Annotated in this window: 20 protein-coding genes; 5 read left to right on the top strand and 15 right to left on the bottom strand. The window is 72.4% G+C overall.

The window, feature by feature from the left end:
- Positions 1-106 precede the first annotated feature (106 nt).
- From ACZ60B_RS35105 to ACZ60B_RS35120, 4 genes are all read left to right on the top strand, one after another.
- On the top strand, positions 107-1,519 hold the full coding sequence (locus ACZ60B_RS35105; protein ID WP_469394374.1) for a Cys-Gln thioester bond-forming surface protein: 1,413 nt from the start codon (positions 107-109) through the stop codon (positions 1,517-1,519).
- 155 nt (positions 1,520-1,674) lie between these two features.
- Positions 1,675-3,339: an energy-dependent translational throttle protein EttA gene (gene ettA / locus ACZ60B_RS35110; protein ID WP_152890183.1), complete on the top strand. Its 1,665-nt coding sequence runs from the start codon at positions 1,675-1,677 to the stop codon at positions 3,337-3,339.
- A gap of 6 nt (positions 3,340-3,345) precedes the next feature.
- Positions 3,346-3,771, top strand: a complete 426-nt coding sequence (locus ACZ60B_RS35115) for an acyl-CoA thioesterase (RefSeq protein WP_469394376.1) — start codon at positions 3,346-3,348, stop codon at positions 3,769-3,771.
- Complete coding sequence (locus ACZ60B_RS35120; RefSeq protein WP_469394378.1) at positions 3,768-4,451, top strand: DUF8010 domain-containing protein; 684 nt, start codon at positions 3,768-3,770, stop codon at positions 4,449-4,451. The genes ACZ60B_RS35115 and ACZ60B_RS35120 overlap by 4 nt, the downstream gene beginning before the upstream one ends.
- Positions 4,452-4,517: 66 nt before the next feature.
- On the opposite strand, the gene ACZ60B_RS35125 is transcribed toward ACZ60B_RS35120, so the two are convergent.
- Positions 4,518-4,922: a globin gene (locus ACZ60B_RS35125; RefSeq protein ID WP_469394380.1), complete on the bottom strand. Its 405-nt coding sequence runs from the start codon at positions 4,920-4,922 to the stop codon at positions 4,518-4,520.
- A gap of 101 nt (positions 4,923-5,023) precedes the next feature.
- On the opposite strand from ACZ60B_RS35125, the gene ACZ60B_RS35130 reads away from it, so the two are divergent.
- Complete coding sequence (locus ACZ60B_RS35130) at positions 5,024-6,010, top strand: methyltransferase domain-containing protein (RefSeq protein WP_469394382.1); 987 nt, start codon at positions 5,024-5,026, stop codon at positions 6,008-6,010.
- 41 nt (positions 6,011-6,051) lie between these two features.
- On the opposite strand, the gene ACZ60B_RS35135 is transcribed toward ACZ60B_RS35130, so the two are convergent.
- The 14 genes from ACZ60B_RS35135 to ACZ60B_RS35200 form a co-directional block, all read right to left on the bottom strand.
- Positions 6,052-7,533 carry an FHA domain-containing protein gene (locus tag ACZ60B_RS35135; protein WP_469394384.1) on the bottom strand — a complete coding sequence of 494 codons (1,482 nt, stop codon included), beginning with the start codon at positions 7,531-7,533 and terminating at the stop codon, positions 6,052-6,054.
- 95 nt (positions 7,534-7,628) lie between these two features.
- Complete coding sequence (locus ACZ60B_RS35140) at positions 7,629-8,978, bottom strand: vWA domain-containing protein (RefSeq protein ID WP_469394386.1); 1,350 nt, start codon at positions 8,976-8,978, stop codon at positions 7,629-7,631.
- A 111-nt stretch (positions 8,979-9,089) separates the two neighbouring features.
- Positions 9,090-10,424: a PP2C family serine/threonine-protein phosphatase gene (locus ACZ60B_RS35145; protein WP_469394388.1), complete on the bottom strand. Its 1,335-nt coding sequence runs from the start codon at positions 10,422-10,424 to the stop codon at positions 9,090-9,092.
- 3 nt (positions 10,425-10,427) lie between these two features.
- Positions 10,428-12,944 (bottom strand): serine/threonine-protein kinase, encoded by a 2,517-nt coding sequence (locus ACZ60B_RS35150; protein WP_469394390.1) that lies wholly within the window; start codon positions 12,942-12,944, stop codon positions 10,428-10,430.
- A 2-nt stretch (positions 12,945-12,946) separates the two neighbouring features.
- Positions 12,947-14,272 carry a coiled-coil domain-containing protein gene (locus tag ACZ60B_RS35155; protein WP_469394392.1) on the bottom strand — a complete coding sequence of 442 codons (1,326 nt, stop codon included), beginning with the start codon at positions 14,270-14,272 and terminating at the stop codon, positions 12,947-12,949.
- Positions 14,273-14,347: 75 nt separating this feature from the next.
- Positions 14,348-15,376: a glutamate ABC transporter substrate-binding protein gene (locus tag ACZ60B_RS35160; RefSeq protein WP_469394410.1), complete on the bottom strand. Its 1,029-nt coding sequence runs from the start codon at positions 15,374-15,376 to the stop codon at positions 14,348-14,350.
- 14 nt (positions 15,377-15,390) lie between these two features.
- Positions 15,391-16,833 (bottom strand): hypothetical protein, encoded by a 1,443-nt coding sequence (locus ACZ60B_RS35165; RefSeq protein WP_469394394.1) that lies wholly within the window; start codon positions 16,831-16,833, stop codon positions 15,391-15,393.
- Positions 16,834-17,181: 348 nt separating this feature from the next.
- A complete protein-coding gene (locus tag ACZ60B_RS35170) occupies positions 17,182-18,153 on the bottom strand; it encodes an N-acetylglucosamine kinase (RefSeq protein WP_469394396.1) in 972 nt (323 codons plus the stop codon).
- Positions 18,144-19,409, bottom strand: a complete 1,266-nt coding sequence (locus tag ACZ60B_RS35175; protein ID WP_469394399.1) for a 6-phospho-beta-glucosidase — start codon at positions 19,407-19,409, stop codon at positions 18,144-18,146. The genes ACZ60B_RS35170 and ACZ60B_RS35175 overlap by 10 nt, the downstream gene beginning before the upstream one ends.
- A 7-nt stretch (positions 19,410-19,416) precedes the next feature.
- The gene (locus ACZ60B_RS35180; RefSeq protein WP_469394400.1) at positions 19,417-20,310 is read right to left on the bottom strand and encodes a carbohydrate ABC transporter permease; all 894 of its coding nucleotides are present in this window, start codon (positions 20,308-20,310) and stop codon (positions 19,417-19,419) included.
- Between the two features lie 2 nt (positions 20,311-20,312).
- Positions 20,313-21,254 carry a carbohydrate ABC transporter permease gene (locus tag ACZ60B_RS35185; protein ID WP_469394402.1) on the bottom strand — a complete coding sequence of 314 codons (942 nt, stop codon included), beginning with the start codon at positions 21,252-21,254 and terminating at the stop codon, positions 20,313-20,315.
- 7 nt (positions 21,255-21,261) lie between these two features.
- The gene (locus ACZ60B_RS35190) at positions 21,262-22,593 is read right to left on the bottom strand and encodes an ABC transporter substrate-binding protein (protein WP_469394413.1); all 1,332 of its coding nucleotides are present in this window, start codon (positions 22,591-22,593) and stop codon (positions 21,262-21,264) included.
- A 120-nt stretch (positions 22,594-22,713) separates the two neighbouring features.
- A complete protein-coding gene (locus ACZ60B_RS35195; protein ID WP_469394404.1) occupies positions 22,714-23,922 on the bottom strand; it encodes an ROK family transcriptional regulator in 1,209 nt (402 codons plus the stop codon).
- Positions 23,923-24,179: 257 nt separating this feature from the next.
- The gene (locus ACZ60B_RS35200; RefSeq protein WP_469394406.1) at positions 24,180-25,007 is read right to left on the bottom strand and encodes a hypothetical protein; all 828 of its coding nucleotides are present in this window, start codon (positions 25,005-25,007) and stop codon (positions 24,180-24,182) included.
- Positions 25,008-25,207 lie beyond the last annotated feature (200 nt).

A 25,207-nucleotide genomic window follows, 5' to 3' on the forward strand; every position in this document is an offset into this window, starting at 1 on the left:
GGAGTGGCTCTTCCTTAGGATGCCGGGCAGAGCTGTCAAGGCTGCTGATTCTGCTGGTGGGACCGGTACCCCCCACGTCAACGGGTCCTGCTCGAAGGAGAATTCTGTGTTTTCTTCGCTCTCCGCGTCGTCTCTGCGTCGGCGGCGAGGGGTGGTCCGGTCCGCCGCCGCGGTGCTCGTGTCCGGTCTCGTCGCCGCCGGTGCGGTGGCCGTCGCCGGTCCGGCCGTCGCGGCGGAGACGGCGCAGAGCCAGGGCGGAGCGATCGCCACGATGGGCGGTCTGAAGACGTACGGCGGCGCGGTGGTCCACGGCGACAACGGGGACCAGCAGGTGTCGGCGGGGCTGTTCGAGATGTCCGTCGAGGGCGGCGGCACCCTCCAGACGTACTGCGTCGACCTCCACAACCCCACCCAGCGGGACGCCAGCTACCACGAGACGCCGTGGAGCGGCACGTCGCTGGGCGCCAACAAGAACGCCGGCCGGATCAGCTGGATCCTTCGGAACTCCTACCCGCAGGTCAACGACCTGGCCGCGCTCGCCGAGGCGGCGGGCATCGGCTCCGGCCTCACCGAGCAGGACGCGGCGGCCGGGACCCAGGTGGCCATCTGGCGCTACTCGGACGCCGCCGACGTGGACGCCGTCGACCCGCAGGCCGAGAAGCTCGCCGACCACCTCCAGAAGGCCGCCCGCACCGTCGCCGAGCCCGCAGCGTCGCTGACCCTCGACCCGCCCGCGGTCTCCGGTCACCCCGGGAGCCTGCTCGGCCCGGTCACGGTGCACACCGACGCGGACAGCGTGACGGTGACCCCGGCCTCGGACCCGGCCGTGAGCGGGGTGCGGATCGTCGGCAAGGACGGCAAGGCCGTCACGTCCGCGCAGGACGGCAGCCGGCTCTTCTTCGACGTGCCCGAGGGCGCCGCGGACGGGTCGGCCGACCTGACCGTGCAGGCCTCGACCACCGTCCCGGTCGGCCGGGCCTTCACCTCCGAGTCCAGGAGCCAGACGCAGATCCTGGCCGGCTCCAGCGAGTCGACGGTCTCGGCGACGGCGAGCGCGGCCTGGGCGGCGCTGGGCCCGATACCCGCCCTGTCGGCGGCGAAGAACTGCGCCAAGGGCGGAGTGGACGTCACCGTGGCCAACAAGGGCGACGAGGTGTTCACCTTCGAGCTGATGGGCACCGAGTACAGCATCCCGGCGGGGGTCTCGCGGACCGTGACGATCCCGCTCCAGGAGGACCAGGCCTACGGCTTCACGATCGACGGCCAGGCCGGCTTCCAGAAGCGGTTCACCGGCGTCCTCGACTGCAAGACCCAGGGCGCCGTCGGCGGGAACGACGTACGGACGCTCAGCGAGCCCAGCCCGGCCACGGTCGGCGGCACCTCCACCGGCCCGAACCTCGCCGAGACCGGCGGTTCCGGCGCGACCCCGCTGATCGCCGGTGTGGCCATCGGCCTGGTCGTCATCGGCGGCGCGGCGCTGATCCTCGTCGGCAGGAAGCAGGACCCCACCCGCGGCTGACCGGGGCAGGCCGGTCGAGGCACCGTGATGGCCGAAGAAGCACCAGGTCAGAGGTGCCCGGGGGAACGCGTTTCCCCCGAGGGCTAGCCGTCAGGCAAGATGGGGTGTATCTGCCCTCTGCCCATTGCCAGATTTCAAGCGCCGGACGGTTTCTCTTGGCTGAGTACATCTACACCATGCGCAAGACGCGCAAGGCACACGGCGACAAGGTCATCCTTGACGACGTGACGCTGAGCTTCCTGCCCGGCGCGAAGATCGGCGTGGTCGGCCCCAACGGAGCCGGTAAGTCCACCGTGCTGAAGATCATGGCCGGCCTCGAGCACCCGTCCAACGGTGACGCGTTCCTCTCGCCCGGCTACAGCGTCGGCATCCTGATGCAGGAGCCCAAGCTGAACGAGGAGAAGACGGTCCTGGCGAACGTCCAGGAGGGCGTCGCCGAGGTCAAGGGCAAGCTCGACCGGTTCAACGAGATCGCCGAGCAGATGGCGACCGACTACTCGGACGCGCTGCTGGAGGAGATGGGCAAGCTCCAGGAGGACCTGGACCACGCCAACGCCTGGGACCTCGACGCCCAGCTGGAGCAGGCCATGGACGCCCTGGGCTGCCCGCCCGGCGACTGGCCGGTCAACAACCTCTCCGGTGGTGAGAAGCGCCGCGTCGCGCTGTGCAAGCTGCTGCTCGAGGCGCCCGACCTGCTGCTCCTCGACGAGCCCACCAACCACCTGGACGCCGAGTCCGTGAACTGGCTGGAGCAGCACCTCGCCAAGTACGCGGGCACCGTCGTGGCCATCACCCACGACCGGTACTTCCTGGACAACGTCGCCGAGTGGATCCTCGAGCTCGACCGCGGTCGCGCCTTCCCGTACGAGGGCAACTACTCCACGTACCTGGAGACCAAGGCGACCCGTCTCAAGGTCGAGGGGGCGAAGGACGCCAAGCGGCAGAAGCGCCTCAAGGAAGAGCTCGAGTGGGTGCGCTCCAACGCCAAGGGGCGCCAGGCCAAGTCCAAGGCCCGTCTCGCCCGCTACGAGGAGATGGCCGCCGAGGCCGACAAGATGCGGAAGCTGGACTTCGAGGAGATCCAGATCCCGCCGGGCCCGCGTCTGGGCAGCGTGGTCGTCGAGGTCAACAACCTCAACAAGGCCTTCGGTGAGAAGGTCCTCATCGACGACCTGAGCTTCACCCTGCCGCGCAACGGCATCGTCGGTGTCATCGGCCCGAACGGCGCCGGCAAGACCACGCTCTTCAAGATGATCCAGGGCCTGGAGGAGCCGGACTCCGGTTCGATCAAGATCGGCGAGACCGTCAAGATCTCCTACGTCGACCAGAGCCGCGAGAACATCGACCCCAAGAAGACCCTGTGGGCCGTGGTCTCGGACGAGCTCGACTACATCAACGTCGGCCAGGTCGAGATGCCCTCGCGGGCTTACGTCTCCGCCTTCGGCTTCAAGGGCCCGGACCAGCAGAAGCCGGCCGGCGTCCTGTCCGGCGGTGAGCGCAACCGCCTCAACCTCGCGCTCACCCTCAAGCAGGGCGGCAACCTGCTGCTCCTCGACGAGCCGACCAACGACCTCGACGTCGAGACCCTCTCCAGCCTGGAGAACGCGCTGCTGGAGTTCCCCGGCTGCGCCGTCGTGGTCTCCCACGACCGCTGGTTCCTGGACCGGGTCGCCACCCACATCCTCGCCTACGAGGGCGAGTCCAAGTGGTTCTGGTTCGAGGGCAACTTCGAGTCGTACGAGAAGAACAAGGTCGAGCGCCTCGGTGCGGACGCCGCCCGTCCGCACCGTGCCACCTACAAGAAGCTGACCCGGGGCTGATCGATCTTGCGGCACATCTACCGCTGCCCGCTGCGCTGGGCGGACATGGACGCGTACGGGCACATCAACAACGTGGTGTTCCTCCGTTACCTGGAGGAAGCCCGTATCGACTTCCTCTTCCGTCCGGACAAGGACTTCCAGCAGGGGTCGGTGGTGGCGCGCCACGAGATCGACTACAAGCGCCAGCTCGTCCACCGGCACACGCCGGTGGACATCGAGCTGTGGGTCACCCAGGTCAGGGCGGCGTCCTTCACGATCACCTACGAGGTCAAGGACCCGGACCAGGTCTACGTCCGGGCCTCGACGGTGATAGTGCCGTTCGACTTCGCCCAGCAGCGGCCCCGGCGGATCACCGCGGAGGAGCGCGAGTTCCTCCAGGAGTACATGGACGACCACGAGAGCGCCGACGAGGGCGAGGCCGTCGCCGCATGACGGTGCTCCATCTCGCCGACGAGGGGGAGGCGGCGGACCTCGCGGCCTTCCTCTCCCGACTGCTCCACTACGACCGTGGAGCCGCGGTGCGTCTCCAGGCGGCCGGCACCGCACTCGCGGTGTTCGGCCGGCCGCCGTCCTTCGAGGTACTGGCCATCCGCGCGGTGCGGCTGGCCAAGCCGTACGAGAACGGGCTGGACGTCACGCTGGACGTGACCGTGTCCGCCGGTGAGCTGCTGGAGTCGGTGGAGGAGAAGGCGGCCACGGCCGCCGTCCCGGCCGCCGTGACCGGGCCGCCGTGGGCCGGGGTGCTGCCGCCGCGGGGCGGCTGGCGGGCCGAGCCGGGGCTGCCGGCGCCGGACGACCTGCGCACCCTGGTCGCCGCGGCCGTCACCGAGTTCCGGTCCCGTACGGACGAGCTGCCGGACGGCCGGCGTACCCGCACCGAACTCGACCGGATCGGGCGGGAGATCTGGTCCCGGACGGTGGGCGAGACCCGGCTGCCGGTGCGGGTCGTGCACGCGGCCCAGTCACTGGGCTTCCTGCGGGCGGTGAAGACGTCCGCCGAGTCGGAGCTGGGGATGTTCTCGTCGGGCGCGTGGCTGCGGCTGCGCACACCGTACGGGTCGATCGCCGTACGGACGGCGGGACTCGGGACGCTGGGCGTCAGCGTCCGCTGACCCCCGCGCGGGACCGCGCGCACGGCCCGGACCCCGGCAGGGGGCCGGGCCGTCGCCTCGCGGGCCTCACTCCGGCGTGTTCACCATCGAGGCCGCCGCGTACGTCAGGTAGTTCCACAGCGTCGTCTCGTGCTCCTCGGACAGGCCGAGGTGGTCGACGGCGTCCCGCATGTGCCTGAGCCAGGCGTCGTGCGCGGCCCGGTCGACGGTGAACGGGGCGTGGCGCATGCGCAGCCGGGGGTGACCGCGGTTCTCGCTGTACGTCGTGGGGCCGCCCCAGTACTGCATGAGGAACAGCACGAGCCGCTCCTCGGCCGGGCCCAGGTCCTCCTCCGGGTACATGGGCCGCAGCAGCGGGTCCTCGGCCACTCCCTCGTAGAAACGGTGGACGAGCCGACGGAAGGTCTCCTCCCCGCCGACCTGCTCGTAGAAGGTCTTCTCCTGAAGCGTGCCGCGCCGAATCTCTCTCACGACCCCATGGTCTCAGACGGGGTGGCGGAGGACTCAAGACGTAGGACCCGGCCTCCGGGAGCCGGTTCGCCTCGGGCGCCGTCGCGCAGGACAGTGGAGCTATGAGCACGCGGGCGCTCGACAAGGACCTGGACGACCTCGCCGCCTCGGCGCGGGCCGCGTTGGTGCGCGAGATCGGGATCAGCGGCGCCTTCGACACGGATCCGGCCTGGCGGGAGGCGTTCGCGGCGGTCCCGCGGCACCTGTTCGTGCCGTACTACTACATCGGCGCCCTGGGCGGTTACGAACGGTGCTGGGGCGAGAGCCCCGACCCGCGCGCCCGGGAGCGCTGGATGCGCGGCGCCTACGCCGACGCCCCGCTCGCCACCCGGATGCGCGACGGCGAGCTGGTCTCCTCCAGCAGCCAGCCGTCCCTCATGGCGCAGATGCTGGCCGAACTGCGGGTGGCGGACGACAGCCGGGTCCTGGAGATCGGCGCGGGCACCGGATACAACGCGGCGCTGCTGTCGTACCGCCTCGGCGAGGACCGGGTCACCACCGTCGACCTGTATCCGGAGATCACCGAGTCGGCCCGCCAGCACCTCGCGGCCGCCGGATACCACCCCGCCGTCGTCACCGGCGACGGCGCGCGCGGGGTGCCCGAGCGTGCCCCGTTCGACCGGATCATCGCCACCTGCACGCTGACCTCGATCCCGTACGCCTGGCTCGCCCAGTGCACTGCGGGCGCCCGGATCCTGGCGCCGCTGGCCACCGGCCTGATCACCCTGACCGTGCGGGACGCCGAGCGCGCCGAGGGGCACTTCCTGCACACGCCCGCCTACTTCGTGCCGCTGCGCGGTGAGGGCCGCCCGCAGCCGGATCCGGCGGCCTCGCCGAGCGGGGTGCCGCGGGTCGCCCGGGACCACGAACTGCTCCGGTTCCTGCTCACGCTCACCCGCGGCAGCCTCGATCCGCAGGAGGCCTACGCGCTGTGGGACCGCGAGCAGGCGCCGCAGCGCGAGCGGTACGGCGTCACGGTCGGCGACGGCTCGGCGTGGGCGTGGCTGGACGACCCGGAGGGGCCGTACGTATGGCCCCTGCCGGGCTGACCGCCGGGCCGGCGGCCGGTCCGCGCACCGGCGGGCTCGGCTCAGCCCCGCCGGATCGTGATCGTCGTCCAGGCGCCCACGTGCACCTGGTCGCCGTCCTGGAGCGGTACCGGAACGAAGGGCTGAATCGGTTCCTCGGAGCCGTTGACCGTCGTGCCGTTCGTCGAGTTCTGGTCGACGACCGCCCAGCTGCCGTCGGGCTGCTGCACCAGCACGGCGTGCTGGTGCGAGACGCCCGGGTCCTCCGGCGGCACCGAGAGGTCCACGTCGGGGGTCTCGCCGGTGGAGTGGCGGCGGCGGCCGATGGTGATCTGGTTGCCGGTGAGCGTGCGCTGCTGCTCGGGCGAGTACGCGGGCAGGTTCAGACCCGCGGCCTCAGGTCCGGAGCGCTGCATCATCGCCATGAAGTACGTGCGGTCCGGACCGATGGTCGCCGTCCAGGTCGCCGGCTGCTGCGGGAAGCCGGAGCCGGGCGGCGGGCCCTGCGTCGCACCGGGCTGCGGGTAGCCGTAACCACCGCCGCCGGGCGCACCGGGGCCGCCCTGGCCACCGGGGCCGCCCTGGCCACCGGGGCCGCCCTGGCCACCGGGGCCGCCCTGGCCACCGGGGCCGCCCGGAGCGTTGCCCGAGGGCGGGGAGAGCACCCAGTCGTCGTCGCCGAAGGACGGCCCGCCCTGCTGGGGACCGCCCTGCGGCGGACGGCCCGTCTCCTGCGGGAACCTCGGCGGGGCCTGCGGAGCGGACTGCTGGTACATCTGCGGGGCGCCGTTCGGCACACCGGGACCGGGCGCACCGGGACCGCCGGGGCCACCGGGACCCCCGGGGTTACCGGGTCCGAAGCCGCCGGGGCCGCCCGCGGTGGGCGGCGGAGCGGGCCGCGAGGGGTCCGGGCCGAACCCGGGGAACCCGGACTGGCCCTGCTGACCGGGACCCTGCGGGCCGGGACCCTGCTGTCCGGGCTGTCCGGGCTGTCCGGGCGGCGGTCCGGGCCGCCGCGACGGGTCCGCGCCGAACGGCGGAGCCGAGGGCTCACCGCCGAACGGCGGGATCGGCTCGGCCGGCCGGTTCACCTGCGAGGGCCGGGAGCTCTGGTAGTCGAAGGAGTCACCGCCGCCGTAGGAGGGACCCGGACCGCCGGGACCCCCCGGGCCGCCGGGACCGCCGGGCGGCTGCTGGAAGCGGACGGCCGGGCCGGGCGCGGGCGGGCGCGGGGCGGCCGGGGTGTAGGAGGTCGCCGTGTTGGTGAGGAAGTTCCACCGGCACTCCTCGCAGAACGGCGCACCGTTCTCGCGGGGCGTACGGCACTGGGGGCAGAGCTCCGGCTCGGCGTTCGGCACGGAGGACAGGTGACGGCCGCCGTGGCCCTGCTGGCCGCCGTGACCGGGAGGCGGCGGCGGGAAGCCGTAGTCGCCCGGCGGGGGCGGCGGCGGAGGGGGCGGAGGCACGGCACCGGCCATGCGGTGACCACAAACCTCGCACCAGTCGTCGGAACCCGACTGATGTCCGTTCGGGCAGGTCGGCATGTCGGCGCTTCCCCCTCTCCTTTTCCGGCCGCTCTGACCGGATTTACTCCGACCCCGAGAGGGGCCAGGCTCGCTGCTTGCGGTGTCCCGCTAGGTCACTTCTTTACACGAACAGTCTTTGTGGACCGAGTTTCGAGAGTCATCTCGTCGGCCTCCGCGACCTTTGCCTTCAATCGCACAGTACCTGTCGTCGCGTCGACCACGTCCACCACCTTCGCAAGCAGTTTCGCAGTATCGGCGTTCCCGGAGACGCTGGCGAGCTGAACGGCACGGCCCAGCTTGGCCGTTGCGCCGTCGAAATCGCCCGCTTTGCGAAGGTCGAGGCCCTGCTGGATCGCCCGGGCCAGTTCCGCCTGGCCCGTGTAGTGCGCCACCTGCGGATTGATCGAGGTCGACGCCGTCATGTCGTCGGTCCACACGGCCCGTACGAGGCCCTGTGCGCCCGGGTTCGGGGCGCTCGCGCCCCCGGGCTGCGGGACCACCAGGGAGACCCGGGCGGCCAGCATCTCCTGGCCGATGCCCGCGGACGGGACCTCGACGCACACGTGGTAGTCGCGGGACTCGTCGCCCCAGGAGCCGGTGGGGTAGTCCCCGGCGCGCGGCCCGGCCTCGACTCTGCGGTCGGTCAACTCCTCGACGGTGGGGGCGACTTGCTTTACGTACTTGATGGACGTGCCGACCGGGGTCCACAGCCGCAGCGCGACGTCGGCGACCTCCTTGCCCATGGCCGTCTCCATCATCCGCGTGAAGTCGGCGGCGAGGGCGGCCGGGTCGGCGACGATGTCGGCGGTGCCGAGCAGCGCGGAGGCGATCCCTGTGACTTCTTTCACTTCCCAGTCGGTGCCGACACCGCGGGCGTCACAGGTGAACCGGCCCGCGCAGTGGTCGAGGGACGCCTTGAGGTCCGACGCCGACTCGTGCTCGTTGCGGCCGTCGGTGAGCAGGATGCCGTGGCGTATGGCGACATCGGCCGAGGACAGCAACCGCTCGGCGAGCCGCAGCCAGGTGCCGATGGCCGTGCCGCCGCCGGCGCTCAGCTTGCGCAGCGCCTGCTTGGCCTGCTCGCGCGTGGTGGCGGAGGCCACCGCGAGGCGGCCGCTGCCCGGGTAGACCTCCTTGGCCACATGGGTGCCGCCGATCACCGCGAAGTGCACGCCGTCGCGCAGGGTGTCGATCGCGGCGGCCGTGGCGTCGCGGGCGTTGCGCATCTTCGTGGCCGGGTAGTCCATCGAGCCCGAACAGTCGACCATGATCACCACGCCCGCGGACGGGCCCTGCCCCGGTGCGTACACCTGCGGGGCCGAGACCGCGCTGCCGACCGTTCCGCCGCCCGTCGCGGTGACCGTGACGATCGCGTTGACCTCGCGACCGCCCTCCGGGAGGTACTCGTTCTGGTAGACGTCCACCGAGAACTGCGGCACGTTCGACTTCGAGAAGTTGGCCATACCTGCTCAGATCCCCCTATGAGCCCCCACGTCCGCGGGGGTGATGTCTCGGTACGGACCGGTCCCCTCCGGTCCGTCGGTGCCCACGTGCCTTCGTCCAGGTTCGCGGCCTCAGGCCGATCCTGCCCCGGGTGACGGGGCGGGGAACGGCAGCACGGCCACTGTTACGTTGTCGTGGCCCCCGCCGTCCAGCGCGTGGCCGACGAGCACCTGGGCCGCGTGCAGCGGACGTGCGGCGGCGTCGAGGGGGAGCACCTCGGCCATCTCCTCGGCCGCCTCGGCGTAGTTCCACAGGCCGTCCGTGCACACCACCAGCACACCCGGCCGGTCCGGCTTGAAGGCGGCGGTGTGCGGCTCCAGTTCGTAGGCGTCGGCACCGAGCCAGCCGGTGATGGCGTGGGCGCGCTCGTCGGCGTAGGCCTCCGCCTCGTTCATCAGACCCGCGGCGACCATCTGCGCGGCCCACGAGTCGTCCTCGGTCAGCCGGGCGGGCGGTGAGCCGCGGTCGGCCGGAACCCAGTAGACGCGGCTGTCGCCGACCCAGCCGACGACCAGCAGTCCGGTGGTGACCACGGCGCCGACCAGGGTGCAGGCGGGCGCGTTCTGGTGCGAGGCGTGCTCGCGGGCCGTCTCCGGTTCCTCGGCGAGCGCGTCGACCGCGTGCGAGGCGGCGACGATCGCGTCGTGCATCGCCTGCTGCGGGTGCGTGCCGCGCGGCAGGGCGGCCGTCAGGGACTCGCTCGCCGCGCGGGAGGCGGCGAGCGAGGCCTCGTCGGGACGGGTCGCGGAGGAGACGCCGTCGCAGACGATCGCGACCAGCGCGGGGGAGCCGTCGGGCAGCGCGCTCGCGCAGACGGCGAAGGCGTCCTCGTTGCGGTGGTGGCGCAGGCCCCGGTCGCTGACGGCGGCGATCGGGCCCGACTCCTGCTCCATGTGGTCGCGTTCGCGCGGCTGGGCGTGCCCGCAGACCTCGCAGTAGCCGTCGTCGTCGACCCGGCCGGCCCGGCAGGCGACGCACACCTTGGCCTCCTCGGCCGGCGCGGTGAGCTCGGCGGCCACGCGCGGGTCGGGCGCCTGGAGGGCGTACTCCTCGGGCTCCGGCGACCGGTCGAAGCGCACACCGGTGGCGGGGACGGCCGGAGGGGCCGAGGGCGCCGGGACGGCCGGGGGGACCGCGGTGGCCGGCGGGCCCGCGGGAGTCTGCGGGCCCGCGGGGGCCGAAGAGGCCCGAGGGGCCTCGGCGGCCGGTTCCGCCGGCGCGGCGGCCGGGTGCGGGGCCGGATGCGGGACCGGGCTGTTCATGGTGAGCGTCGGATGGTCGTCCGGCTGCGGCGGCACGGCGGACAGGTCGTATCCGCACGCGCCGCAGAAACGGTCGCCCGGTTCGAGCGGCTCCTCGCAGCCCGGGCACCGCGCCAGGGCGGCCTGCTGGGACATCTGGGACATCACCTACACCCACGTCCGGGGGCGGTAACGATTGGCACGTTCCACCAGGTCGATCCTCTCCTCGCCGCCGGTCGCCAGCCGGGCCAGCGTGCGGTACGAGCGCTCCAGGCCGAACCTGAGGCCCCGTTCGTCCAAACCGCTGCCGAGCAGCGCCCGCTCCCCGGAGGCGGCGGGGGCGGAAGGCCGCCCTCCGGAGAGTATCCAGTCCAGCGCGCAGCCGAGCACTTCCGTGGACAACTGCTCCCGCCGCGTCGGATCCAGACCGTATGCGTCCAGCGCCTCGACCTGGGCCGCGGCGGCGCCGAGATCCTCCGGGAACGACACGTCCGAAGATGTCGCCGTCCGCTGCCGCAGCCGCGCGCGCACCGCCGCCACCCGGCCCGCCGTGTAGTGGATGGACGACTCCGGCACCGACTCCAGCGTCCGTACGGCCGCACGGCGGTCCCCGGTCGCGAGCTGGACGCGGGCCAGGCCGAACGCGGCGCTCACATAGCTCGGGTCGGTCGACCACACCAGGCGGTAGTACTCGGCCGCGTTGTCCAACTGCCCCAGCACCTCGGCGCACAGGCCGAGCGCCAGCTTGGGCGCGCTCTCGCCCGGGAAGGCGTCGTAGACCGCGTCGAAGGAGAGCGCGGCGCCCTCGTGGTCGCCGGTCACCAGCGCGGCCACGCCCCGGTACCAGACCACCCGCCAGTCGTCCGGGCGCTCCTCCTCCAGCGTGCCCAGCGAACTCAGCGCGGCCGCCGGGTCGTCGTGCTCCAGCCGGGCCCGGATCTGCCGCAGCCGGGTCTCGACGGACGGGGCGGGCACGGCCGACAGCGCGCTGATCAGCTCGGCCGGGGCCGAGGTCGTCAGGCCCGCCAGGAAACCGGCGTTGGGGTCGGTCGGGTCGACGTGCGGGACCGGCAGGGCGAGCGCGGCTGCCGGGGTGGCGACCTGCTTGACGAGCCCGGCCACGGGAACCGGACCGACGCCGGACCCGGGAACGGGGACGGATCCGGTCGGTCCGGCGGGGGCGGACCGCCGCACCGGTGCCGGCCGCGCCCCCAGCCGTGACACGTCCCCGTCCAGTCGCGGGAACAACTCCGTGTCCGTCACCCTCAGTTCGGGCCCGAACAGGGTCGACAGGGCCGGTCTGGCCTGTCCCGTCTGGAGGGAGACGACCTCCCGCAGGACACCCGTCAGCTGCTCCGCCATCTCCTGCGCGGACGCGAACCGGCGCGCCGGGTCCGGGTCGGTGGCGCGCACCAGCAGCCGGTAGAACGACTCGTAGCGGCGGAACACCTCGATGTTGTCGGGGTCGGGCAGGGAGTCCGCGAACACGCTCGTGTAGCCCTGGAAGTCGAAGGTGAGGACGGCGAGCGTGCGGCCCACCGTGTACAGGTCGCTGGCCACCGAGGGGCCGACGTCCGCCACCTCCGGCGCCTGGTAGCCCACCGTGCCGTAGATGGCCGACTCCTCGTCGTCCACCCGGCGGACCGCGCCCATGTCGATCAGCTTGAGCTGGTCCTCGGTCTGTATCGCGTTGTCGACCTTGAAGTCGCAGTACAGCAGGTTGCGGCTGTGCAGGTGGCCGAGGGCCTCCAGCGCCTCGATGCCGTACGCGCACGCCTGCTCCACCGGCAGCGGGTCGCGCTTGCCGTCGGCGGTGCGCCGGTCGTTGGCGATCTCCTTCAGCGACTTGCCGCCGACGTACTCCATGACGATGTACCCGTCCAGCGATCCCGTCCGCTGGTCGAGGTGCTCGACGAAGTTGTAGATCCGCACGATGTTGGAGTGCTCGATCTCGGCGAGGAAGCGCCGCTCGGCCACCGCCGCGGCCAGTGCGTCCTCGTCGCCGGTGTCCAGCAGGCCCTTCAGCACCACCCACCGGTCCGACACCGCGCGGTCCACGGCCAGATAGACCCAGCCGAGCCCGCCGTGCGCCAGACAGCCCATGACCTCGTACTGGCCGTGCACGATGTCACCGGTGTGCAGCTTCGGGACGAACGAGTAGGGGTGCCCGCACTTGGTGCAGAAGCCCTCCGTGCGCCCGGCCCGGTCGCCGCGCGAACGCCCCACCGGCGCACCGCAGTCGGAGCGCGAGCAGAACCGCTTGCGCTCGGGCACCTCCGGGTTCTCCAGGACCATCGCCCGCGGGTCGGGCCGCGGCACCTGCGGGACCGAGACCAGCCCGGCGCCGAGCCGGCTGCGCGCCGAACTCCCGGTGCCGGTACCGGAACTGCGCACCGACACCGAGCGGCCCGAGGTCCGGCCCGACACCGAACGCGAGAGCCGCCCGGAGACCGAGCGCCGCGACTTCGACGACTGCGACGACGTCCGCGTACTGCGGCCGACGCGTGCGCTGGAGCCCGAACCGCCGCTGCCCGCCGAGCCCTTGCCGCCGATCGCGCCGGACGCGGACGCCGCCGGGACGACCGGGGCGAGACCGCAGGTGCCGCAGTACAGCTCGCCGCCGCCCATGTCCTCGTACGACCCGTCGCAGTCCGGCCGCTGACACGCCTGACCCGCCTGACTCATGGCTACTGCTCCCCCCTGTGGTCCTGCGGTCCACGCTGCTGCGCCGCGCCCTGGACGCCGAGCAGCTCGACGACCGCGTGCTGGTAGCGCAGGACGGTCTGCTCGGCGACGCGCAGGTCGCAGGGCGCGCTCCACAGCATGCGGCGGGCCGCGTCGTACCGCTCGATCAGGAACGGGTCCTCCGCGAGGCCGTGCCGGGCGACCTTCGCCCGGTAGGCGTCGAGGCGGCCGCGCAGCTCCGCGCGGACCGCCAGGGGCGCGGTGACCGCCGTCAGCGACTCACGGGCGCGCAGCAGCTCGTCCTCCGCCCGCTGCTCCAGGGACTCCAGCAGCGGCGACAGCCGGTGCCACTGGCCCTGCCTGCGGTACTCGGCGGCCGTCGCCAGCTGCTCCTGGAGCGCGGTCGGCGGTCCGCCGACCACCGGCACCTCGGTGGCGGCGATCTTCGCGAGGACCTCGCCGCGCGCGGTGCGCGCCTCGGCCAGCGTACGGTCCGCGCGGGAGAGCACGTCGCGCACCCTGACCAGCCGCTGCTCGGCGTCCTGGCGGACCGTCAGCACGGCGTCGATCTCCCGGCGCACGTCCTCCAGCGCGCGCGCCTCCCGGTCGTACACGGTCGTGTCGGGCCGGCCGCCGCCCGGGGCCGAACTGCCCCGCGTCGGCAGCCAGAAGGCGAGCGGGTCGGACACCACCTGTTCGCGCAGGGCGGTCAGGGTGCGGGTGATCCCCTCCAGGTCGTCGCCCGCCGGGTGCTCGCCGGGGCGCACGCCCACGGAGTGCGCGAGCTTGCGGGTGCGCTGGAGCTCCGCGGCCAGTAAATCGATCCGGGCGGGCAGCGCCGACCAGACCGCGTCGGCGGCGACGACCATGTCCAGCGAGGACGCGTACAGGTCGTTCATCCGCTCCACGAGCGTGACGAGCGAGAAGCTCTGGCTGAGCCGGCCCGGACCGGACAGCGTGGGCGCGTTCGCCGTGGCCGTCGCGCTGCCGGCGATCGTGACGGACTCGCCGCGCAGCAGTTCGGTCAGCTCCACCAGGTCCTCGCGGCTGGACCAGCGGCGGCGGGAGCGGATCTCCCGGGCCGAGCGCAGCGCGTCGGCGTAGGCGTCGAAGTACGCCCACAGCAGCGTGATCGACGCCTCCGCGGAGGTCCAGCGCTCCCGGGTGGTCCCGGTGAGCGCGGCGCCTTCGAGGAGCCTGCGGCCCGCGTGGTCCTGGAGGGCGAGCAGCGAGGTCTCGATCGCCTCGTGCTCGGCGCCGAGCCGCGCCAGCGCACGGTCCACCTCGTCCCGGTCCATCACCGGCCCGGCGGGGTCCGTGACGCCCATCGATCACCTCTCGCTGCTGAATAGGGTTTCGGGTCTGCTGCCTTCGTGGTCCTCGTGGTGTCCGTCGGCGTGCGGTCAGCTCGTGCGCAGGTACTGCGGTGCGGGCGGCCTCGACCCCGTCGCGTCCTTGCCCAGTGTCGCCGACAGCCAGGTGTCGTACGAGGCCTGCCAGCCGTCGGCGCTGTAGCCGACCAGGATCCGGTTGACCCGGCGCACCAGGTCGTCGGCGTTCTGCCGCATCGCCACGCCGTAGTACTCGGTGGTGAAGGGGGCGCCCTTCAGTTCGACCGTGGGGTCCTGGGCGGCCTGGCTCGCGGCGAGCGCGCCGTCGGTGACCACCGCGTCGACCTCGCCGAGCTGGAGCCGGACCAGACAGTCGAGCTGGTTGGGGACGGTGGTGGAGATGTCGACGGAGGAGGCGAGCCGGCCCGCCTTCCTGTCCTCGTCGAGCTTGGTGTACGCGGTGGAGGACGCCGCCGTGCAGATCCTCTTCCCCGCCAGTGTGCTGTTGTAGCCCGTGATCGTCGACGACTTGGGCGCCAGGACCTGCTGGCCGGTCTTGAAGTAGGGCGCGGAGAACGCCACGTCCTTCAGCCGGTCGCAGTTGATGGTCATCGTGCGCACGATCATGTCGACCCGGCCGTCCTTGATGGCCGGTATGCGCTCGTTGGTGGGGATGGCCTTGAACTGGACCGCGTCCGGGTCGCCGAGGATGTCCTGGGCTATCCGGTGGACCAGGTCGATGTCGAAGCCCTCCAGTTCGGAGCCCTGGTTGTTCGGGTCCCGGTAGCCCCAGCGGTAGCTGTTCTGGTCGACGCCGACGATCAGCTTGCGCTTCTCGCCGGTGCGGTTCTTGATGGCCTCTATGGTGGCGCCGTCCGCGGCCGACGGCGGCAGCGTCTGCTTCTCCGGGGCCGTGCAGTTCCCGGCCCGCATCTGGTCGCCGGTGGCGAGGCCGGGCCCGCCCAGGCCCGCGTCGTCGTCGTGGTGCGGCCGGACCAGCGGCAGCAGCAGGACGAAGGCCAGGGCCAGGGCGCAGACGACCGCCATCGCGCCCACTCCGCCCCAGCCCCTCAGGCCGGCCCGCACCCGTCGCACATGCATCGTCACGCCCCCTCTCACCGGTACTCCGACAGCCTGCGCCCGATGCCGAGCACCGCGCCCGCCGCGCCCAGCACGGCCAGTACGGCGGCGCCCAGCGGCAGTCCGGTCATCGCGCCCAGGCCGTCGCCCGCCGCCTGCCGGAACTCGCTCTGCTCGTGGTCGAGGGCGCGGGCGAGGTTGGCGTCGACACTGTCGAAGCACTCGCCGGTCGCGCCCTCGTCGCCGATCACCCGGTCCAGCGCCTGCTGGTAGTTGCCGTTCTCGTCCTGCTCGCGGGCGGCGGCGTGCCGCTTCTTCCACTCCGTCATGTTGGCGACGGCCGCGGTGACCGGCTCGGCGCCCTTGTGGTCGTCGGCGAGCGTCCCGGCCAGCGCCAGACCCTTGCCGAGGGCGGTCATGTCCTCGGTGAAGTCGTGGTCGTAGACGTCGACCGTGGTGTCCCCCACCTTGATCGTCTCGGCGCCGCGGGCCACCAGGGTGAGGTTCTCGTTGCCCCGGGCCTTGAGGGAGGCGATCCGGGCGTCGTGCAGCACGTTCAGCGAGCGGACGCCGTGGTCGTAGGACTCGTTCAGCTGCGCGCGGGCCACGCTGTGGCCGACGACGAGCCAGAGCAGCACGACCGCCGCGGTGACCGAGGCCGCCACCAGACCGTGGTTCAGCACCCGGTTGGTGCGGCGGTAGTTGCGGTGCTGGATCCAGCCGAGCGCGGCCAGCGCGAGGACGCCGAGGGCGATCGCCGCCCAGGGGTAGGGCGTGGCACGCGCGTAGTCGTCGCCGAGGCGGCGGTTCTCCTTGGTGTAGAGGTCCTGCGCCGCCGGGAGCATCTCGCCCTGCATCTTCTCGTTGGCGTACCGCAGATAGGCGCCGCCGACCGGGAAGCCCTGCCGGTTGTACGTACGGGCGCGCTCGACCAGGCCCTTGTACTCCGGCAGCAGGATGTTCAGCTTGGTGATGGTCGCCGCGGCGGGGGAGCCGGGGTCGGAGTTGCCGGCCGCCTCGACCAGTCCCGCGGCGGCGGTGTCGATGTCCTGCTCGTACCGCTTGCGGGAGGCGGCCGTCTCCTGGCCGCCGGCCAGGAAGCCGCTGGAGGCCGCGGTGTTGGCGTCGGCGAGCGAGCGGTAGATGTCGGCGGCGGCGGAGGTGAGCGGCTGGCTCTTGTGCAGGACGTCGTCGGCCGCGGCCGAGCGGTCGGTCATCTGCCAGGCGGTGACGGCGCCGAACGCGACGACGAGGACGGCGAGGAGGGCACCGATGATGCGCAGCCGGCCCGGTTCGGTGGTCGCGGCGGCGCGCAGCCGGTCGGCGCCCTCCGCGAACGCGGTGGCGCGCGGCGGCGGCGCGGCGGCCGCGGACCGGTCGGCGGCCCCGGGGCGGGCTCCGGCCTGCGGCGGGATCACCGGCATCGTGGGCACGCCCGAACTCGGCGGTGCCGCGCTGCTCTTCGGTGCCTGAGTCACTGCTGACCTCCCCCGTGGTCATCCGTCGACGCCAGTATCACTGCCGGGACCGACATCCGCACCGGGCTTCGCTGGATCTTGATCGGATCGCAGCGCAAGGCCGGGGTCGCGGGTCGCGGCCCGTCCGAACCATCTGCACCCTCTGCCCATGAATACGCCGCGGGAATCTGTTCGGTTCCCGGCCCGCGGACCGGTGGGGGCACCCGCCCCCTTCGGAACGCGGCCCGGCGAGGGCGCCCGCCCCTCCCGGCCCGCGCACCGGCGCGGGTAACGCCCCCTCCCGGCCCGCGTTCAGGCGGGGGCGCGCACCCCTCCCGACCCGCGGACCGGCGGGGGGCACCGCCCGCCTCACGGCGCGTAGTGGGCCCGCAGCCGCTCCCGCGCCCCGGCCGGCGCGTCCACCCGGTCCAGCCCCAGCAGCGCCGCCCCCAGCACCGGTGGCGCCGTCACCACCCGCGCCACCGCCTCGGGCGCCCGGACGGCGAGCAGATCCCGTACGGCGTCGTCGAGCAGGGTGTGGCCCGCGGCGAGGACCCCGCCGCCCAGCAGGACCGGAGTCTCCTCCTCCAGCAGGCCGAGGCGGGTCAGCGCGACGGTGGCCATGGCCACGATCTCCTCGGCCAGCCGGTCCACGACCGAGCGGGCCACCGGATCGCCCCCGGCGGCCGTGGCGAACAGCACCGGGGTCAGCTCGTGGCGCCGGTGCGCGGCGACCCGCTCCAGGTGCAGTGCCTCGATCAGCGCGTACATGGAGTCGAGGCCGAAGTGCGCGGGCAGGGTCCGGGCCAGCGCGGTGGGGACGCCGCGCCCGTCCTCGGCCCGCGCCGCGTGCCACAGGGCCTCCTCGGCCAGATGCCAGCCGCCGCCCCAGTCGCCGGAGATCCGGCCGAGCGCAGGGAAGCGGGCGGTGCGGCCGTCGGGGTGCATACCGACGCAGTTGATGCCGGCGCCGCACACCACGGCGACGCCCCGCGGCTCGGCCACGCCCGCCCGCAGGATCGCGAAGGTGTCGTTGCGGACGTCCACGGACGTGCCCCACGCGCGCGTGCGCAGCGCGGCGGCCAACTGCTCCTCCTCCACCGGCAGGTCGGCGTTGGCCAGGCAGGCCGACACCTGCCGCACCTCGTCGACGCCCGCCGCCGCGTACGCTCGGCCGACCGCCTCCGCCAGGACGTCCACCGCCGCCGTCACGCCCACGACAGGCGGCCGGAACCCGCCGCCGCGGGCGGTGGCCAGGACGGTCCCGTCGGCCGCCACGACCGCCACGTCGGTCTTGCTGTTGCCCGCGTCGATGGCGAGGACGCTCGCGGTCAGGCCCACGCGAGGTGCTCCCGGTTGTGCGCGATCAGCCGGTCGGTGAGGGTCTCGGCGTACGCGTACTGGCCGACGAGGGGATGGGCCAGCAGGGCCCGGAAGACCCGGTCCCGGCCGCCGTGCAGGGCGGCCGCCAGGGCCAGGTCCTCGTACGCCGTCACGTTCGCGACCAGGCCCGCGTACAGCGGGTCCACCGGCGCGACCGGCAGCGGGGCCGCGCCCTTCGGGCCGACCGCGGCCTGCACCTCGATTACCGCGTCCGCCGGGAGGAACGGCAGCGTGCCGTCGTTGCGGGTGTTGACCACCTGGTACGGGCTGCCCGCCCCGCCCAGCAGCGCCGCCGCGAGGTCCACCGCCGCCTCGGAGTAGAAGGCGCCGCCCCGCTTCGCGAGCAGCTCGGGCTTCTCGTCCAGGGCCGGATCGGCGTACATCGCCAGCAGCTCCCGTTCCATCGCGGCCACTTCGGCCGCCCGCGACGGCTTCGTCCGCAGCTCCCGTACGACCTCGTCGTGCGCGTAGAAGTAGCGCAGGTAGTACGACGGGACGACGCCCAGCCGGTCGAGGAGCGGGCGGGGCAGCCGCAGGTCGGCGGCGATCGCCTCGCCGTGCTCGGCCAGCAGCGCGGGCAGCGCGTCCGCGCCGTCCGGGCCGCCGCGCCGGACGGCGGTCTCCCAGGTGAGGTGGTTGAGGCCGACGTGGTCGAGGTGCAGGTCGGCGGGGGCGACACCGAGCAGCGCCGCGAACTTCCGCTGGAGGCCGATCGCCACGTTGCACAGACCGATCGCCTTGTGCCCGGTCTGGAGCAGGGCCCTGGTGACGATGCCGACCGGGTTGGTGAAGTCGATGATCCAGGCGCCGGGGTTGGTCCTGCGGATCCGTTCGGCGATGTCCAGGACCACCGGCACCGTGCGCAGCGCCTTGGCCAGGCCGCCCGCGCCCGTGGTCTCCTGGCCGACGCAGCCGCACTCCAGCGGCCAGGTCTCGTCCTGCTCGCGGGCCGCCTGTCCGCCGACGCGCAGCTGGAGGAGGACCGCGTCGGCGCCGTCGACGCCGGCGTCCAGGTCGGAGGTGGTGACGATCCGGCCCGGGTGGCCCTGCCTGGCGAAGATGCGCCGGGCCAGGGCGCCGACCGGCTCCAGCCGGTCCGCCGCCGGGTCGACCAGCACCAACTCCTCGACGGGCAGGGTGTCGCGCAGACGGGCGAAGCCGTCGACGAGTTCGGGGGTGTAGGTCGAGCCGCCGCCGACCACGGTGAGTTTCACGAGTAGTTCAGCCCTTCACTCCGGTGAGGGTGACGCCCTCGACGAACGCCTTCTGGGCGAAGAAGAACACAAGGATCACGGGGGCCATGACCAGCACGGTGGCGGCCATGGTGAGGTTCCAGTCGGTGTGGTGGGCGCCCTTGAAGGACTCCAGGCCGTAGGACAGGGTCCAGGCGCCGGGGTTCTCGGACGCGTAGATCTGCGGGCCGAAGTAGTCGTTCCAGGCGTAGAAGAACTGGAACAGCGCCACGGCGGCGATCCCCGGCTTCGCCATCGGGACGACGACTTTCAGCAGGGTGCGCAGGTCGCCGCAGCCGTCCACCCTGGCCGCGTCCACGTACTCGTCGGGGATCGTGGTCAGGAACTGGCGCAGCAGGAAGATGGAGAACGCGTCGCCGAACGCCATCGGGATGACGAGCGGCCACAGCGTGCCCGAGAGCCCGAGCTGTTTCGCCCAGAAGAGGTACATCGGGATGATGACGACCTGCGGGGGCAGCATCATCATCGAGATCACCAGCATCAGCGCCGGATTCCGGCCGCGGAAGCGGAACTTGGCGAGCGCGTACGCCACCGGGAGCGACGACACGACCGTCAGGACGGTGCCGGCCCCGGCGTAGAGCAGGGTGTTGCGCCACCAGGTCAGGAAGCCGGGAGTGTCGAAGACCTTACGGTAGTTGGCCCATTCCCAGGTGTGCGGGACCAGGTCCCGGCTCAGCGCCTGGGTGTCGCTCATCAGCGAGGTCAGGAACACGAACACGAAGGGCAGGACGAAGAAGAGGGCGGCCGCGAGACCGAGGGAGTGCACGGCGATCCACTCCAGGGCCGCCCGGCGCCGGGCGGCGCGCCCGGCCGGCGTGACGGCGGCCGTCGACCCGGCGGGCTGGTCGAGTACGTGGGTCAAGGTCAGTCACCTGCCTGGAGGAGACCGCCGCGGCGCCGCATCAGGAACGCGGTGAACACCGTCGACAGGGCGAACAGCACGAGCGCGACCACACAGGCGGAGCCGTAGTCGAAGCGCTGGAAGCCGAGGTTGTAGACGAGCTGGGGGAGGGTGAGGGTCGACTTGTCCGGGTAGCCGGGTTCGAACTGGGTGCCCGCGCCCTGGATGACGCCCGAGGCGACCTTCCCCGCGATCAGCGGCTGGGTGTAGTACTGCATGGTCTGGATGACACCGGTGACCACGGCGAACATCACGATGGGGGAGATGTTCGGCAGCGTGACGTAGCGGAACCGCTGCCACGCCGAGGCGCCGTCCAGCTCGGCCGCCTCGTACTGCTCCTTCGGCACGTCCAGCAGCGCCGCCATGAAGATGACCATCAGGTCGCCGATGCCCCACAGCGCGAGCAGGGTGAGCGCCGGTTTGGACCAGGACGGGTCGTTGAACCAGCCGGGCGCGTCGATCCCGGCCTTCTCCAGGATCGAATCGACCGGCCCGGTACCGGGGTTGAGCAGGAACGCGAACGCCATCGTCGCGGCCACCGGGGGAGCGAGGTAGGGCAGGTAGAACAGCGTGCGGAAGACGCCCGTACCCGTCTTGATCCTGGTGATCAGCAGGCCCACGCCGAGCCCGAAGACGACCCGCAGGGAGACCGTCACCACGACCAGCCACAGGGTGTTGCGCAGGGCGGGCCAGAACAGGGGGTAGTGCTCGAAGACGTACGTCCAGTTCTTCGTCCCGCTCCAGGTCGGCGGCCGGAAGCCGTCGTAGTGCATGAACGAGAAGTAGACCGTCGAGACCAGCGGGTACGCGAAGAAGACCGCGAAGCCGATCAGCCAGGGGGAGAGGAAGGCGAGGTTGCGAAGGGCCGCGCGGCGGCGCTTCGACGCCAGGGTGACAGTGCTCATGGCCGGCCTACTTCGCCTGCGCGATGTCCGTGTCGATCTGCGCGGCCGTCGCGGCCAGGCCGGACGCCAGGTCCTTCACCTTGCCGCTCTCGTAGTCGTAGCCGAGCTGCTGGATCGTCACGAGGTACACCCCGCCGTTGATCGAGGCGGGCGTCGTGGTCGAGGCCGGGTTCGCGGCGATGTCGAGGAACGTCTTGAAGCGCGGGTCGTACTTCAGCTTCGGCGACTTCAGGGCGGCCAGCGTGGAGGGCACGTTGTGGATGGCGTTGGAGAAGTCCACGACCGCGTCCGTGTCGGTGGTCATGTACTTCACCAGCTCCCAGGCCGCGTTCTGCTTGCGGCTGTTGGCGGCGATACCCGCGATCGTGCCGGTGATGTAGCCCTTGCCGTACTGGGCCGCCTGGTCGTCGGGCACGGGCAGCGGGGCGACGCCGATCTCGAAGTCCGGCTTCGCCTCCGTCGCCATGCCCAGGCGCCACTCGCCGTCCAGCTGCATCGCGACCTGGCCGGTCTGGAAGGGGTGCTTGGGACCCCACTCGTCGCCCAGGGTGGAGCGGAACTTCTCCAGCCGCCGGAATCCGCCGAGTTCGTCGACGAGCCGCTTCTGGAGCGTGAAACCGGCCTTGAACGCCGGGTCCTTGGCGAGGTTGGACTTGCCGTCGGCGTCGAAGTACGTCGGGGAGAACTGCCCGAAGTAGTGCTCGGTCGTGGACTCCCAGCCGTGGTAGTTCGGCATGAACCCCAGCTGCGTGTACGAGTCGCCCTTGGCGATCGTCAGCTTCTTGGCGTCGGCCTCGAACTCGGACCAGGTGCGCGGCGGGTTCTTGATGCCGGCCTTCGCGAACGCCGTCTTGTTGTAGTAGAGGCCGTAGGCGTCGCCCAGCAGCGGTGCCGCGCAGCGGTCGCCGTCGAACCGGGTGTACTCGTTCATCGCCTTCGGGAAGGTCGTCGCGGGGTCGATGCCGGACTTCTCGAAGAACGGGTCGAGGTCGGTCAGGGCGCCCGAGGAGCAGAACTTGCCCACGTTGTTCGTGGTGAAGGACGAGATGACGTCGGGCGCCTTGGCGCCGCCCGCCCGCAGCGCCTGGTTGATCTTGTCGTCGGTCACGTTGCCGACGACGTCGACGTGGATGTTGGGGTGCTTCTTCTCGAAGCCGTCGACCAGTGCCTGGACGGCCTTGACCTCGGAGGGCGCGCTCCAGGCGTGCCAGAAGTTGATGGTCGTCTCCTTCGACGCGTCGTCGCTCGCGCCGGAGCCGCTCTGGCCGGTGCAGGCGGTGGTGAGGAGGATCGCCGACGCGGTCAGGACGAGCGCTGCCTTGCGTACCGCTGTGGGCATGACTTCGGGCATGACGGAATCTCCCTGGGACGGGCGGGGTGAGAGGAAGGGGAGGCGGTGGAGGTGGGGCGGAAGGAGGAGATGGTGGAGTGAGGCGGGAGGAGGTGGTGGCTGCCGGGGTCAGCGCGAGGTGTCGAAGACCTCGTCGCGGGTGGCCGCCAGCGCGCTCTCCAACGCGCCGCGCAGCACGGGGTGTTCGGTGACGCCGCCGACCAGCAGCCGGGGCCGGGCGGCGGCCAGTTCGGCCAGTTCGGCCTGGACCAGCGCGCGCAACGGCTCGCCGCCGGAGGTGAGCGAGGCGCCGCTGAGGACGACGAGTTCGGGGTCGAGGACGGAGACGAGCGAGGCCAGACCGGTGGCCAGCCGGGTCGCGTAGGTCTGGAGCAACTGCCGCTCGGGGCCGTCGCCCGCCGCGGCCGCGCGGGCCACCAGGGCGGCGGCGACCTCGGTGTACGGGCCGGACGGGATCCGTGTCACGCCCAGTTCCCGGGCCAGCCGGGGCAGCGCCTGCGAACCGGCCAGCTCCTGGTAGCCGCCGCTGCCCGTCCTGGTCACCTGGCGGACCAGGGGCGTGCCGGGCACCGGCAGGAAGCCGACCTCGCCGGCGCCGCCGGTCCAGCCGCGGTGCAGGCGGCCGCCGAGCACGAGCGCGGCGCCGAGGCCGCCCTCGTTCCACAGCAGGACGAAGTCCGCGTGGCCGCGGGCCGCGCCCAGCCGCTGCTCGGCGACGGCGACGAGGTTGACGTCGTTCTCGTACTCGACCGGCATCGGCAGGGCGGCGGCGAGTTCGTCGAGGAGGGCCGGGGTGTGCCAGCCGGGCAGGTGGGAGGCGTAGCGCAGACGGCCGGTGTTGGGGTCGAAGGCGCCAGGGGTGCCGATGACGACGCGGTGGACGTCGTCGCGGGCGAGCCCGGCCGCCTTCACCGCGCCGTCGAGCGCGTCGGTGACCTGCTGGACGACCGACGCCGACTTCCTGCCGGGGGTGGGCAGTTCGTACGCGCCGACCGTACGGCCGGTGATGTCGGCGACGGCGGCCCGGATGCGTTCGGGGGTGACGTCGAGTCCGGCCGCGTACGCGGCGGCCGCATTGACCTCGTACAGCTGCGCGCTGGGGCCGGGGCGGCCCTCGCTGATGCCGGTGGCCAGGACGAGTCCCGCCGCCTCCAGCCGGGCCAGCAGTTGGGAGGCGGTGGGCTTGGACAGGCCGGTGAGCTTGCCGATGCGGGTGCGGGACAGCGGCCCGTGCTCCAGCAGGAGGTCGAGCGCGGCCCGGTCGTTCATGGCGCGCAGGACGCGCGGGGTGCCCGGCGTACCGGTGGTTCCTGCCATGGGGTCGACACCTGCCTCTCGGCCGCCCAGCCTCTCAGCGACCGGGTGGGGAAGTCCATCCGGTGATCACTGTTAGGAAGGTTTCCTATTCGGTGGCAGGAACCTAAGCCCGGGGAGAAGCGGGCGTCAAGGGAAACGGCCCCGAGGCGCAACGGAAACCGCCCCCGCAGGCGACGGAGTCGTCACCTGCGGGGGCGGCGGGGCGGCCCGGAGACGCCGTGGCGTCTCCCCGTACGGCCGTCACTGCACGGCGTTCGTCACTTCACGTCGACGTAGTCGCCCGCGGCGGTCGCCGCGGCGGTGGTGGACGTACCGGCGAACGTGTACCGGTAGTAGCCGTCGGCGTTGGCCTTGACCGTGGTCGACAGCGCGCCGGCCGTACCGGACTTCACCGTCTTCACGTTCTTGTACGTGCTGCTGCCCTTGGCCCGGAACTGGAGGGTCGCCGTCTGGCCCACGTAGCCCGAGTACTTGCCGTTGGCCCAGTTGGCCCGGGTCAGCGCGCCCTTGACGGTGAGGGTCTTGCCCTTCCTCACCGGCTCAGGTGTGGCGTCCGTGGTGAGCTTGGCCGCGCGCTGCACCTTGGCGGTCGCCAGGTTGCCCCACATCGCCATGTTGGTCTCGGAGCTGAGGAAGTCGTCCGAGACGGTGCCGTCCATGTGCGCGTACACGCCGGCCGCCTTCCACGTGCCCGCGTCCGCGGCCTCGTAGAGGTAGTCGCGCGGGGAGACGGGGATCGTCTCCGTGCAGCGCTCGATGACCGTCGTCGCCGTGGTGGCGGTCGTCGTGCACGTGGGCATGACTTCCGGGCCCAGCTCGTTGTCGACGGACTTCAGCGAGCCGCGGTAGAGAACCACCGCGGCGAACGTCTTCTTGTTGTCGATGACCAGGTCGGCGGGCCGGGTCAGGTTGTACGTCACCGGCACGTTGACCGTCGCGGTGGTGCCGACGACGATCGCCTTCCCCTTGTTGACGGTCACGCCGGAGAAGACCAGGTTCGGCGTGGCGGCGGACGCCACGGGTGCGGCCAGGCCGGTCAGGGCCAGGGCGCCGGTCAGGGCGGCGCCTATGGCGAGTCTCTTCATCTGTCCCCACATTCGGCAGCGGGCCCCGGGCGGCTTCGCGCTCCAGAACAAGGCCCGCCACGAGGGGCACACTAGGTGATCTTCGGATGCGGAGATGGTGCGGCCCCCCTGTGAAGGCCCTTTGAACTGCGGTCCGCTTCCGCTCAGTCGGTGAGGAAGGGGGCCGTGTCCAGGGCGGGGTAGGGGGCCGGGAGGGGGAG

It is taken from the genome of Streptomyces sp. NPDC104096 (assembly GCF_055584385.1).